Annotated in this window: 10 protein-coding genes; 3 read left to right on the forward strand and 7 right to left on the reverse strand. The window is 70.4% G+C overall.

Annotated elements, in window-relative coordinates; all coding sequences use genetic code 11:
* Nucleotides 1-1741, reverse strand: a 1741-nt coding sequence (locus ABT340_RS37785) for a condensation domain-containing protein (RefSeq protein WP_352015723.1), incomplete at its 3' end; no start/stop codon positions are given.
* Nucleotides 1742-1987: 246 nt separating this feature from the next.
* On the opposite strand from ABT340_RS37785, the gene ABT340_RS37790 reads away from it, so the two are divergent.
* The 3 genes from ABT340_RS37790 to ABT340_RS37800 all read left to right on the forward strand — a co-directional run bounded on the left by ABT340_RS37790 (nucleotide 1988) and on the right by ABT340_RS37800 (nucleotide 5654).
* Nucleotides 1988-2965, forward strand: coding sequence for a hypothetical protein (locus ABT340_RS37790; protein WP_352015724.1), 978 nt, complete (start codon nucleotides 1988-1990; stop codon nucleotides 2963-2965).
* Between the two features lie 149 nt (nucleotides 2966-3114).
* Nucleotides 3115-4905 carry an ABC transporter permease gene (locus ABT340_RS37795; RefSeq protein ID WP_352015790.1) on the forward strand — a complete coding sequence of 597 codons (1791 nt, stop codon included), beginning with the start codon at nucleotides 3115-3117 and terminating at the stop codon, nucleotides 4903-4905.
* A gap of 20 nt (nucleotides 4906-4925) precedes the next feature.
* Nucleotides 4926-5654, forward strand: a complete 729-nt coding sequence (locus ABT340_RS37800; protein WP_352015725.1) for an ABC transporter ATP-binding protein — start codon at nucleotides 4926-4928, stop codon at nucleotides 5652-5654.
* 124 nt (nucleotides 5655-5778) lie between these two features.
* On the opposite strand, the gene ABT340_RS37805 is transcribed toward ABT340_RS37800, so the two are convergent.
* The 6 genes from ABT340_RS37805 to ABT340_RS37830 form a co-directional block, all read right to left on the reverse strand.
* Nucleotides 5779-7548: an AMP-binding protein gene (locus tag ABT340_RS37805; protein WP_352015726.1), complete on the reverse strand. Its 1770-nt coding sequence runs from the start codon at nucleotides 7546-7548 to the stop codon at nucleotides 5779-5781.
* 305 nt (nucleotides 7549-7853) lie between these two features.
* The gene (locus tag ABT340_RS37810) at nucleotides 7854-9215 is read right to left on the reverse strand and encodes a condensation domain-containing protein (protein WP_352015727.1); all 1362 of its coding nucleotides are present in this window, start codon (nucleotides 9213-9215) and stop codon (nucleotides 7854-7856) included.
* Nucleotides 9215-9460, reverse strand: a complete 246-nt coding sequence (locus ABT340_RS37815; RefSeq protein ID WP_352015728.1) for an acyl carrier protein — start codon at nucleotides 9458-9460, stop codon at nucleotides 9215-9217. Before ABT340_RS37815 ends, ABT340_RS37810 begins: the two co-directional genes overlap by 1 nt.
* Nucleotides 9461-9472: 12 nt before the next feature.
* Nucleotides 9473-11110, reverse strand: coding sequence for an acyl-CoA dehydrogenase family protein (locus ABT340_RS37820; RefSeq protein WP_352015729.1), 1638 nt, complete (start codon nucleotides 11108-11110; stop codon nucleotides 9473-9475).
* Nucleotides 11107-12831, reverse strand: a complete 1725-nt coding sequence (locus ABT340_RS37825; protein ID WP_352015730.1) for a fatty acyl-AMP ligase — start codon at nucleotides 12829-12831, stop codon at nucleotides 11107-11109. Before ABT340_RS37825 ends, ABT340_RS37820 begins: the two co-directional genes overlap by 4 nt.
* Nucleotides 12832-12885: 54 nt before the next feature.
* A complete protein-coding gene (locus ABT340_RS37830) occupies nucleotides 12886-13533 on the reverse strand; it encodes a 2-hydroxychromene-2-carboxylate isomerase (RefSeq protein WP_352015731.1) in 648 nt (215 codons plus the stop codon).
* Nucleotides 13534-13553 lie beyond the last annotated feature (20 nt).

Consider the following 13553-nt stretch of genomic DNA (forward strand, 5'->3'; position numbering starts at 1 on the left):
CCCCACTGTCGGCCAACATCCCCCCCAACCGCTCAGCCGGCACCGCCGGATCCAACGGCACATAACCCGCCCCCGCCTTCAACACCCCCAACAACGCCGGAACCAAATCCACCCCACGCCCCAAACACACCCCCACCAACGACCCCACACCCAACCCCAGCAAACAATGCGCCAACCGATTCGCCCGCGCATTCACCTCCCCATACGACAACCGCACCTCACCACACACCACCGCCACCGCATCCGGACACACCACCACCCGCTCCTCAAACACCTCATGCACACACCGCGAAACACCCCCCACCTCAGCGGTGGGCAGCACGACGGCGAGTTCGTCGGCGCCGAGCAGTTCCAGGTGTGAGACCCGCGCACCGGGGTCGTCGGCCACGCCGTCGAGCAGGCGGAGGAGGTGGCCACCCATCCGGGTCACCCGGGCCCGGTCGAACAGGTCGGGCACGTACTCGATCGTCGCGCTCAGCGAGCCGTCCGGCGCCTCCTTGACGAGGAGGGTGAGGTCGAAGCGCGACACACGGGAGCGGCCGGGCAGCGGGGCGACCTCAAGCCCGGCCCAGGCCGGTCCGTCCGAGGCCGGCTCGAAGGTGAAGGCGACCTGGAACAGCGGCGTGCGGGACAGGTCGCGCTCCGGCTGCAGTTCGTCCACCAGCTGGGCGAAGGGCACGTCCTGGTGGTCGAACGCCTCCAGCACCGTGTTCCTGACCTTGGCGAGCAGGTCGGCGAAGGCCGGGTCCCCCTCCCAGCGGGAGCGCACGACGAGGCTGTTGATGCAGTATCCGACGAGCCCCTGCAGCTCGGGCCGGGTGCGGCCGGAGACCATGGTGCCGACGGGGATGTCGTTCAGGCCGGTGTGACGCGACAGCAGCAGCTTGAAGGCGGTCAGCAGCACGGTGAAGAGAGTCGAGCCGTGCCGCCGGGCCACCTCCCGCAGCCGCTCGGCGAGCGGGGCCGGAATCTCGAACATGTCGACGTCGCCGGTCCAGACCCTGGTGGCGGGCCGGGGGCGGTCGGTGGGCAGGTCGAGCGGGCGCAGGTCGGCGAGCCGCTCGCGCCAGTAGGCGAGCGAACGGTCGAAGGAACGACCGCTCTCCCAGGCGGCGTAGTCGGCGTACTGCGTCTCAAGCGGTGCGAGCGGGGAGGGCGACCCCTCGGTGAAGGCGCTGTAGAGCTCGGCCAGTTCCCCGACGACGACGGCGAGGGACCACGCGTCACAGGCGATGTGGTGGAACACCAGGACGAGCACGTGGTCGTCGTCGGCCAGCCGGAGCAGGCGGGCCCGCGCGGGCCACTCCGCGGCCAGGTCGAACGAGGTCGCCACCACGGCCCCGACGGCATCCAGCATCCCCTCCCCGTCCACGCCGTGCAGGTCGTCGACGGGCAGGCGCACGGCGTACGGCTCGTCGATCACCTGGGTCGGGTCCTCCCCGACGAGCACGTAACGGGTACGCAGGCTCTCGTGCCTGGCGATGACCTCCCGCCAGGCACGCTCCAGCGAGCCGTGGTCGAGCCGGCCGCGCAGCCGCAACGCCAGCGGAACCAGGTACTCCGGGCTGCCCGGGTCGAGGCGGTTGAGGAACCACATCTGCTGCTGCCCGGAGGAGAGCCCGATCGGCCCCTCTCGGTCGGCCCGGGGGATGCGGCCTCCCCGCGTCCCCTTCTTCTCGGCCAGACGCAACCGGATGAGCTCGTCCCGTCGCGCGCTGAAGTCCGACGCTTCCGTGCTCATGTCGCTCTCCTCCACCGGAATACAGGGGTCACGGAGAATCAGTGCCGTCCGCCCGGAAATGAAGCACCGGACACCGGCACGGCGGCCGATTCCACCGACGAGCGTTCCGTGCGCGACTATAGTTCTTCTATATTCAGCGGAAACATTGAAATTGGATCCTCCCGCGGGCAGCATTCACTCGCATATCGCCCGTTGAAAGGCAACAGCCCGGGCGCGGCCATACGGCGACCCATCGGGAGGACCAGCGTGGAGAATTTCCTTTTGACGGCGCAGGAACGGGCGCAGGTCGACAGGCTCGTCGACGACGTGCTGGCGGACTGGACGTCGTGGGACCCCCTGCGGTTCGCCGAGCAGGCGGGCTCCGTCGCGCACGGCCTGCCGCTGCGGCTGCGCCGGTTCCTGGCCGACGTGCGCGCGGCGGAGGCGGACGTGGCGCTCGTGTCCGGCCTGCCGGTCGACCCCGCTCTCGCGCCGACCCCGGCGGGCTGGGACATGGCCGCCAAGAACGGCGCGGGGCGGCGGGAGGAGCTCGTGCTGCTGCTGGTCGGAGCCGTGCTCGGCGAGCCGTTCGGCTGGGCCAACCAGCAGGACGGGCGCCTGGTGCACGACGTGGTCCCCACTCCGGGCATGGAGCGGTCGCTGACCAGCGCCAGCAGCACGGAGCCCCTGACGCTGCACACAGAGGACGTCTTCCACCCCTTCCGCTGCGACTACGTGTCGCTGTTCTGCCTGCGCAACCCCGACGAGGTGGGCACCACCATCACCCGGTTCGACGCGCTGGACTTCCCCGGTGAGCTGCGCGAGGCGCTGTCCGAGGAGTCCTTCAGGTTCTATCCGGACGACTCCCACACCGGGGAGATCCTCAACGTGGTCGACGGCGGCGGGCTCGCCGGCCGCCGCAGCACCGTCGGCCCGGTGGTCTTCGGTCCGGCCGAGCGTTCCTACCTGCGCTTCGACAGGGACTTCATGACGGCCGACCAGGAGGCCGGGCGGGCGGCGGAGGCGATCACGGTGATGCACGGCCTGCTCTGCGAGGCGGTGGAGAGAATCGTGCTGCGACCGGGGGAGGCGATATTCGTCGACAACTACCGGATCGTTCACGGCCGCGAGCCGTTCTCCGCCAGATACGATGGAAACGATCGTTGGCTCAAGAGGCTCAATCTGATTCGCGACGTGCGGCGCATATACGCCGGCAGTGGTGCACGATCCAGAATCATCACCTGACGGATCCGCCACCCCCTGGCGTCGACAATGGAGGTTCGCGAGTGATAAGCGTCGCACTGAGCACGCTTCGTGCACGATGGATCACATTCTCGGGAACCTTTCTCTCGCTTTCTCTCGGCGTCGGGATCATCGCCACCATCGCGTTGGTGATGAGTTCCGCCCTCGCGAATTACGAGCGGGCGCGCGCCGTCCTGACGGGGACCGTGGTGCTCCTGAGCGTCTCGGCGGGCGTGGCGGGGTTCGTCACCGTCTTCGTGGTGGCCTCCACGTTCGCCTTCGCGGTGATCCAGCGCACGCGCGAGCTGGCCCTGCTACGCCTGGTCGGGGCCACCCCGCGCCAGGTTCGCCGGATGATCCTGGCCGAGGCGCTGCTGCTCGGCACGGTCGCCTGCGTCGTCGGCTGCCTGCTCAGCCTGGCCGGTGCCCCGGCGCTGGCCGCCACGCTGGTGGCGGGGGGCATCGCGCCGTCCTGGTTCCAGGTCGCCGTCTCGCCCGTGCCGCTCCTGCTCTCGTGCCTGATGGGTCTCGGGGTCGCGACGCTGGGCGTCTCGGCCGCCTCCCGCCGCGCGGCCACCGTACGGCCGACCGAGACTCTGCGCGAGTCCGCCATGGACACGCCGCTCTCACGCGGCCTCCGCTCGCCGCGCACGCTGTTCGGCCTGGGCTTCCTGGCCATCGCGATCCTGGGGATGGCCGTCATCACGGTCGCCATGCCGGGCATATCCGGTGTTCCCGTGGTGTACCTCTGGGTGCTGCTGATGCCGATCGCGGCGGCCGCCCTGCTGGCCCCGGCCCTCATCCCTCCGGTGATCCGGCTGTTGACCTGGCCGTGGGCTCGCGGCGGCAGCGCGGTCGGCCTCCTGGTGCGGGAGAACGCCCTCACCATGGTCCGGCGCACGGCCGCGACGGCCATCCCGATCCTCCTCACCGTCGGGCTGTCGATCACCCTGCTCGGCGCGCTTGAGACGATCGGCCAGGCCCGGTCGGCCGAGACGGCCGCCCAGCTCCGCGCCGACCACGTGCTCGTTCCCGACGGCTCCACCGGTATCCGCCCGGAGGCGCTGGAGCGGGCGCGCTCCGTCGCGGGTGCCCAGATCGCCGCGCTCACGCCGGTGACCGTCAGCGCGGCAGACGAGTTCGGCACCGTCGAGGAGTTGTCGGGCTACGCCGCCGCTCCCGCCATGCTCGCCGCGACGACGGGCCTCCCGGTGGTCGCCGGATCGCTGAAGAACCTGGGCCAGGACACCATCGTGGTGACCGAGGACTGGGAGCGCCGCGTCGGCCAGCGCGTCGAGATCACGCCGACCGGCGGGAAGCCGGTCCGGCTGAAGGTCGCCGCGGTGCTGAGGAGCGGGATCGGCGGCGCCGACTTCTACCTGGACGCCTCCCACGCCGGACGGAGCACGCCGGAGGTGGCCTACGTGAAGACCTCCCCCGGTGGAGCCGGACCGTTGCGCGAGAAGACCGCCGGGCAGGGCGTGCAGGTGCTGACCAGGGCCGAATGGGTCGCCGTCTCCCGGAACAGCGACCAGGGCACCAGCGTGATCGGCATGATGGTGACGCTCGGCATCTCCGTGGTCTACAGCTGCATCTCGATCGTCAACACGATGGTGATGGCGGCGTCCGGCCGTAGACGGGATCTGGTCATGCTGCGCCTGGCCGGGGCCACCTCGCGGCAGGCGGTGCTCTCGCTGCTGGCCGAGTCGGTCCTGGTGGTGGCGGTCGGGACGGTGCTGGCCGTGGCGGCCTCCTCGCTCAACTTCGCCGGGCTGCTCAGCGCGCTGACCCAGCTGGAGCCCGCCGCCTCGCTGGCGATCCCGTGGGCGCCGGTGGGTGCGCTCACCGCCACCAGCGCCCTGCTCGCGGTGGCCGCCACCACCCTGACGGCCAGGGCGACCCTGAAAACCTCCGCCATCGGCCGCGCCGTGGCAGCCGAGTGACCACGAGAAAGGTGATTGCCATGGATCTGGCCGTCGATCTGCGGTCCGTGACCAAGGTGTACGGTTCCGGCGCGGCCCGGGTGACCGCGCTGGCCGATCTGAGCTTCTCCTTCCCCGCCGGGAGCTTCACCGCCGTGATGGGCCCGTCGGGGTCGGGTAAGTCCACGCTGCTGCAGTGCGCCGCGGGACTGGACCGGCCGGACTCGGGGCAGGTCATGCTCACCGACGTCGATCTGGCCACGCTGAACGAGGACCAGCTCACCCTGCTGCGCAGGGAGCGGATCGGCTTCGTGTTCCAGGCCTTCAACCTGATCAGCGCGCTGACCGCGGCGCAGAACGTACGGCTTCCGCTGCTGCTCGGCGGGCGCACCCCCAGCGACGCGGAGGTCGACTGGGCCCTGACCTCGGTCGGACTCGCCGAGCGCGCCGCACACCGGCCCGGGGAGTTGTCCGGCGGCCAGCAGCAACGGGTCGCGATCGCCCGCGCGCTGATCACCAAGCCCGACGTGCTGTTCGCCGACGAACCCACCGGCGCGCTGGACACCAGCAGCGGCCGGGAGGTGCTCGAACTGCTGCGTGGCGTGGTGGACCAGCACCACCGCACGGTGATCATGGTGACGCACGACCCCGTCGCCGCCTCCTACGCCGACGTCGTGATGTTCCTGGCCGACGGGCGGGTGGTCGACGTGATGCGTGATCCCGCCGCCGACCGGATCGCCACCCGCATGACCAATCTGGAGCGCCGGTGACGTCCCGCCACGGAGGGCGGCGGATGGATCGGCCGCTCTCCGGCGGCGGGCGACGGCGCCTCGGCCCGTCGGCCCTCCTGCCCCCGCTCGCCGGCTGTCCGGTTGTCCGGAGCCGTCCGCGCGGTCAGGTCAGAGCCGAGCCCTCCGCCTCGCGGGTCCCGGGAAGGGCCGCGACCTCCTCGAAGAAGAACTCCCTGGCGACATCGGCGTAGACGATGTCCAGCGCGTTGGCGACGAACAGCTCCCTCGTCAGCTGCCGGTTGACCTCCCCGTCCGGCATCACCTGCACCTGCCCCGGTTTGACGAGCACCACCTTTGTGCGGTGGACACCGAAACGCAGCGCGAGAATGTCCCGCACCTCGCGGATCAGCGGCGACGAGCCCTCGTCCGTTTCCGCGCGGGCCGGTTGCGCGACCACGATGATCTCGTCGCGGTCCGCCGGCGCCGGGAAGGCGCTGCAGGCCACGATGGAGCCGCCGCCGACGATCGCGCGCTCCACCCTGCCGAGGTCGAGGTAGCGGCCGCCGTACCTCGACACATCCCGCATCAGCCCCGTCACGTACAGCTCGCCGCGGACGATCGCCCCCAGGTTCCCGCTCCGCACGAAGCCTTTCTCCCCGTCCGCGGTGACCTGGTCGAACCGTTCCCCGGTGAGACGTTCCTTGCGCCAGTAACCTGGCACGACGCGCGGTCCGCGCACCCAGATCTCGCCGATCCTGCCTTCGGGAAGCGCGCCGGCGGTGACCGGGTCGACGATCCGCAGGTCGGGCTCGGGGACCACGCCGAGGCCCAGCAGCCGCGGTCCCTGCGTGTCCGAGGTGGGGATGAGGAGATTCCTGTCGAGCGCCCGGGAGTCGAAGCACCTGGCCTCGACCGCCCCTCCGGGGGCGCCGACGGCGGTCAGCAGGGTGGCCTCCGCCAGGCCGTACGAGGTTCGCAGCGCCTCGGCACGCAGGCCCGCGGTGCGCAGGCGCTCGGCGAAGAGCTCGACGGTGCGCGCCTCGGCCGGGGAGGCACCCGTCATCTCCACCAGCAGCGCGTGCCGCCACCGTGACAGGTCCAGCCCCGCGAGCTGGTCGTCGGTGATCTCGCTGACGCACAGTCCGTAGCCGAAGGTGGGTGAGACGCTGAACCTCACGTCGTGCCGGTCGATCAGCCGCAACCACCTGATCGGGTCGGCGCAGAAGGTCTCGGGGGGCATCAGCACCGCGGTGCCGCCGCTGATCAGCGGTGCCAGGAGCAGGGCGATCAGGCCCATCGAGTGATGCAGGGGCAGCCAGCCGCCGGAGCGCACACCGGAGCCGAGCCCGTAGGCCGCGGCGATCAGGGCGCAGTTGTGCAGGACGTTGGCGTGCGAGACCGTGATGCCGATCGGGCCGCCTCCGGGGCCGACGGTGTACTGCAGCAGCGCCTGGTCCTCGCCCTTCCTGAGCGGCTCCACCCAGTCCGAGGCGTCCTCGAACTCGATGACGTCGGTGGCGACGCACTCGTGGATGCCGAGATCGTCGTGGGTCAGCCAGACGTACACCTCGTCGGAGTGCGCGGCGTCGGTCAGGACCAGGCACGCCTCGGCGTCGAGCGCGATCCCGGTGATCGTGCTGAGGTGGTGGTCGGTCCGGCCGGGAAGCGGTACGGGCACGGGGACGACGTCCGCGTAGAGGCACGCCAGCAGGCTCCTGGTGAACTCGATCCCCGTCGGATAGCACAGCAGGACCCGGTCCCCGGGCCGGCACACGCTCTGTAACCAGGCCGCCAGTGACGTGGCCAGCAGATGCAGTTCGAGGTAGCCGATGTGGTGCTCGCGGCCGTCTCCGTCCTCCAGGACAACGGCGTTCTGACAGGGCCTTTCTTCCACCTGCTCCACGATGGCGTCGAAAATCGATTCATTTCGCACGCGGACTCCTCCGGCTACCTTCCAGACATACCAGCAGGTAATATATTTCGGTCATGACCTGGAATCTTGGACGCCGAAGTCAAACGTCAAGCAGACACATGTTTCCGAAACTTAACGCAATCACATATGAGCCGGGCTCAGATTTTCCCGAACTATATTCCGGTAATAAGTCAGGGCCCTTATATTACCATTGTGCAGCGTGACTGGAAATGGGCATCCGTTAAAGTCCACCGATCGCCCACCCGGCCGCCACCAGGCCGGGGAGGCAGTTGAATTCATTAATGACGGCCTGCCTCCGGGGGGTCTTATGCCGTGCCCAGCGCGAGCAGAAGCCGCGCCTCACTTTCGTCCACCAGCGAGAGACGGCCGACGGGAAGGTTTGGAACGTTTGATTCCACCGCCCGGCGGAAGTGCGCGGCGAATCGTTCGACCGTCGGGACATCGAACAGGTCGGTGTCGTATTTGACGACCGCCGTGAAAACGGAGGCCGCCTTACGAACATCCACCGTCAGATCGAACTGACCTTCCATCTGGGATACGTCGTAGGCGGCCAGCCGCAGGCCGCGGAAGGTCGTCTCCGGCCCCTCGACCGAACCGTCGACGGCCAGCGGGAGCGCGGGGTCCATCGCGTCCATCGACAGCAGGTTGACCGCGACGTGGAACAACGGCGCCCGGTTCGGCGACAGGTCGCCGATGAGCGCGGAGGGCAGCGCGGCGTTCGCCATGGCGCGGACCATCCCCTGGTGCGCCGCGACCGCCGCCTGGCCGAACGTCGTCTCCGGGGTGAGGTTCGCCCGGATCGGGAGCGTGTTGGCGAAGTAACCGACCACGTTGCGCATGCCGCCGCCGAAACGTGTGCTGGCGGGGCAGCCGACGAGGAAGTCGCCGGTTCCGACGTACCGGTGGAGCACCGCCTGCAGCGCCGCGAACACCGTGGCGAACGGCGTGACCCCCGCCGCGCGCGAGTCCTCGATCAGCCGCGCGCCCGTCCGTTCGGAGAACGACACGACGGTCGCCGCCCCCCGCAACGACGGCCTGGCCGGGCGCGGGCGGTCGGTGGGCAGCCGCGCCGCGGTCGCCCCTGCGCACACCTCACGCCAGTGACGCTCCAGACGCGGTCTTCTGGGAGAGGCCAGCAGGTCCTGTTCGGCGCGCACGTAGTCGTCGAACGTGCGGGTGAGCTCCGGCCAGCCGGGGGCGTCCCCTTCCTCGTAGGCCCACAGCAGGTCACGCAGGACCAGCCACTGGGACATCGCGTCGCTCACGATGTGGTGCGCCACGAGCATCAGCACGGCGTCGTCCGGGGTCCGGCGCACCAGCGTGACGCGGAAGGCCCCGGTCCGGCCCAGGTCGAACGGGGCCTTGCCGGCCCGCGTCACCCGCTCGTGGAGCACCTCCTCCTCCACCGGGCCCACGTCGATCACCGTCAGCGGCGACGGCAGGTCCGCGACCTCCCGGTACGGCACCCCGTCGACCTCGGCGAACACCGAGCGAAGCATCTCGTGCCTGGCCACGACGGCGTCCGTCGCACGGCGCAGGCGCGCCACGTCCAGCGGGCCGCGGACGCGGACCGCCACCATCATCGTGTAGGCGGTGCTGCCGGGGGCGAGCCGCTGCAGGAACCACATCGCCTGCTGGCCGACCGAAAGCTCGCGGAGGCCGTCCATCAGATGGTCACGACCACATCGTGCAGGTAACCGGTCAGCGCGTTGACCGTGGGATGGTCCCAGGCGACCGTCGGCTCGACGAAGACCCCGAACTCGTCCTCGATGTCACCGCTGAGGCTCATCGCGAAGACCGAGTCGAGCCCGATCTCGACGAGCTCGACATCGGGGTCGATCTCCTCGGGATCGCGCTCCACGTAGAAGGCGACGCGCTCGCGTAACCACATGCGAATGGTGTCAGGCGACATAGATGGCAGCTCCTAATGAGTCGATCGGTACGCCAGCAGCGAGAGCGGCCGCCTGTCGTCGAGCCGTTCCCGCAGGACGGGCAGCAGCCGGTCCACGGCCTCGTCCCTCCCGCCCAGCACGCGGGCCAGGCACACCCGCAGCCACAGCGTGTCCAGGCCGTTGTCGGCCCACATCCGCAGGCAGGCCGCCGCGGCGTAACCCGCCGCGTATCTCCTGGCCAGGTCGAACATCTCCGGCGGGACGTCCCGGGCGACCGGACGGCAGCGGGCGAGCTCGGCGTGCAGCCCGTCCGCGTAGCGGCGCAGCCTGCCCAGGTGTTCCGGGGCCGCGTCCATCGCGGCGCCGGTGCGCGCGGGCAGGTCCTGCACCAGGCTGCAGCCGCCGCGAGACAGCAGGCTCAGCCTGTCCGGCTCGAACGCGGGCACCGCCAGGTCGAGCCCGGCCGCGACGTCCAGGCCGTCGTGGTCGACCCGTTCCCGCCGGTATCCCCGCACCAGGCCGGAGAACTGGTTGACCACCGCGTTGAGGTTGACGAGCGTGTTGCCGTCGAAGATGCCGACGATCCGGTGGTCCCGCTGAAGCTTCTGGAAGGGTCCGTCGGTCAGCAGGGCTCGCGCGCCGAGCACCTTGGCCAGCCGGTTGACGGCACGGTCGACGATCGTGGGCACGTAGTACTTGACGACCGCGGAGATCACACTCTGCTCCGCGGTCAGCGTGTGGATCGCCCGCGTCGACACCAGGGTCATCGCCTCGGCGACCATCAGGTCCGCGTAGGACTCCGCCAGCACACGCGCGGTCTGCGGCAGCTCGATCAGCGGGCGGCCGAACATCCGGTGCCGCTCGGCGAAACCGGCGACGAAACGTAGCGCGTGCTCGCCCATCCCCAGCGACATCCCCCCGCACAGCGTGCGGGTGATCTGCAGTCCCTTCAGCAGGATCTCCAGCCCGGCGCCCGGTTCTCCGATCATCGCGTCCGCGGGGACCTCCGCCCCGGTGAAGTGGATGCCGCTGATGTCGGCGCCCCGTACCCCGTGGGTCCTGACCTTGGGCAGGTGGTGGTAGCCGCCGGAGGGCAGACGGTGCTTGTCGACGAGGAAGAGGCTGTGGCAGCGTGCCTCGCTCCGGGGACTGGTCCTGGCCAGCACGCAGACCAGATCGCCGCGGGTGGCGTTGTTGATCAGCCACTTCTCGCCGTCGATCCGGTACCCGGCGCCGCTCGGGGTGGCCGAGACCCGCCCCGCCAGCACGTCGCTGCCGTGGTCGCGCTCGGTGAGCGCCAGGGAGACCACCTCGCCGCGCAGTACCCGCCGGGCCAGGCCCTCCGCCTGGCCGGGCGTGCCCGCGACCCAGGTGGCGACCGAGCCGAGGTAGGTCTTGCAGTGGGCCAGGGCGACGGTGAAGTCACGCCGGGACAGCGTCCGGATCACCTGGAGCAGGTTCTCGTAGGTGTCCAGGTCACCGCCGTGTTCGACGGGCACGTAGAACCGTGGCAGGCCCAGCTTGTCCAGGTGCGCGCAGATGTCCTCGGGGAACTCCTCGCGCCCGTCCAGCTCCAGGCAGCGGGAGACGGAGAAGACGTTCCCCTCGTCGGCGGGGTCGCCGAGCGCGTCCTCGATGCGCTCGGCCAGCGCGAACGGCCGGTAGGTCATGACACGCCACCGCGGTGGTGGCCGATCACTCCCGCGGACAGGTCCTCGTGGCGCGCGTCGAGCCTCCCCGAGACGAACAGCTCGCGCGTCGTACCCCGCCGGATCTTGCCGCTGGTGGTCTTGGGGATGGCGCCCGGGCGGACGAACGAGACGTTGGCCACCGTCACCCCGAGCCGCCGGCCCAGCGCCGACCTGATCTCGCCGGCCAGCCGGGTCAGCGTCTCCTCCGTCACGGCGCGGGTCCTGATCTCCTGCACGATCACGATCTCCTCGTGTGGCACGGTGACGGAGAACACGCAGGACGGCAGGTTCTCCATGGCCGGGACCAGGCCGGCCACCGCCCGCTCGATGTCGTGCGGATAGAGGTTGCGCCCGTTGACGATGACCATGTCCTTGATCCGGCCGGTGACGTACAGCTCGCCGTCGGCGAGCACGCCCAGGTCACCGGTGCGCAGGAAGCCGCTCTCCCCGGATCCGGTCGTCGCGCCGAAACAGTGCCGCGTCTCCTCCTCCTTGCGCCAGTACCCGGACGCGACGCCGTCACCGCGGACCCAGATCTCGCCGACCCGCCCGTCTGGAAGCTCCGCGTGGGTGTCCGGATCCACGATGCGCACATCCATCACCCCCGGGCGGCCGCAGCTGACCAGCGGCCTGCCCGCGTCGTCGGGCAGCAGCGTGTCGCGGGCGAGCGCGCCGGGGTCGGCCCTGGTCACGACCGGTGGGCGCCCGGAAGCGGTGCCGGAGATGAACAGCGTGGCCTCGGCCATGCCGTACCCGGCCGTCAGGGCCTCCGGTTTCAGACCGGCCACCGCGAAGCGGTCGGCGAACCTGGCCAGGGTGCCGGCGTCGATGGGTTCCGCGCCGTTGCACGCGTGCCGCCAGCTCGACAGGTCCATGCCGCGCACCTGCTGGTCGGTGACCCGGCGGGCGCACAGGTCGTAGGCGAAGTTGGGGGCGGCGCTCACCTCCGCGCCGTACTTGCCGATCAGGTCGAGCCAGACCCACGGACGGCGCAGGAAGTCGGTGGGCGACATGAGCACCGTGGTCCCGCCGAGGTACAGCGGGAGCAGGATCATCGCCACCAGGCCCATGTCGTGGTAGACGGGCAGCCAGCTGCAAAAGCGCGGGCCCTCGGTGAGGTCGAGCAGCCGGCTGCCCACCAGGATGTTGTCCACGAGGTCGCCGTGCCTGACCATCACGCCCTTGGCCTCGCTGGTCGAGCCTGAGGTGTACTGCAGGAACGCCAGCGCGTCCCGGGAGAGCTCGGCTCGCCGCCCCGGCTCACCGCGCCCCACGACGGCGACCTCGACGCCCAGCCCGCTGTGGCTGATCCAGGCGGACACCGCCTCGGCACGGTCGGCGTCGGTCAGCACGAGAGCCGGTTCCGCGTCACGGCAGACCGCCGTGACGCGGTCGTACTGCCGCCGGTAGGTGTCGGGTACGGGGACGGGTACGGCGACCGCGCCCGCGTGCAGGCATCCCAGGAACGCCGTGACGAAGCCCAGGCCGGAGGGGTAGGACAGCAGCACCCGCTCTCCCGGTGTGACCTTCGTGGCCAACCAGGCGCCCACGGACCGCGCGGCCAGATCGAGGCTCCGGTACGTGTGCACCTCCTCCTCGCCGCCGTCGCGGCAGAACACCAGCGCGCGCCGGTCGGGAAAGCGCTCGGCGTTGTCGCCCAGCCGGGCCATGAAGCCCTCGAATCCCGTCACCCCGTTCATCCCGCTCACCTCTCCTGCATGCTCCGCCGGAGCCCTATACTCCGGCCATACTGTTCAGCCACAGCCGCCGGCGTGTTCCTCGGCCGGGTTGAGGGAGGCGGCGGGCCGCAGCCCGAGCGAGCCCGCGAAGGCGTCCAGCCTGTCGACTCCCCAGTACTTGTCGTAGCGACGGACGAAGAACGGGACTCCGAACACGCCGTCGCGGTAGGCGGACAGCAGCGCCTGTACGGCCTGCTCGCGAACCGGGAGCCGGTCCGCGGCCCCCGCCAGTTCGCCGGCCGGCAGGTCGAGCGCGGTGGCGATCTCCGTTACCACCTCGGGGGCGCAGATGTCGAGCCCCCGCTCCCAGCGCATCTCCGAGGCCAGCATGACGAACTCCCGGCCCCGGCCCTTGTCCGCGGCCACCAGGTAGGCCAGGTGCGGCACCTCCCAGCGCGGCTCCCGGTCCAGCGGCCAGCGCGTCCGCAGTCCCCTGTCACGGGCGAGCCTGCGCACGTCCTGCAGGATGTACAGGTGCTTGGCCTTGGGCATGGTCGCGTAGCCGAACTCACCACCGGCCTCGGTCAGTTCCCTGAGCATGGACTCCTCCGGGTCCCAGAACGGAATCCATTCGAGCCGTTCGGCCAAGCCGGGGTAGTCGTTCAGCAGGTCGTGCAGTGCCAGCCAGGAGTACGGACTCCGCAGGCTGAAGTAGAACCTCACCCTCGCTCCCTTCCCGAACC

Source organism: Streptosporangium sp. NPDC000239, assembly GCF_040300765.1.
Classification (GTDB): domain Bacteria; phylum Actinomycetota; class Actinomycetes; order Streptosporangiales; family Streptosporangiaceae; genus Streptosporangium.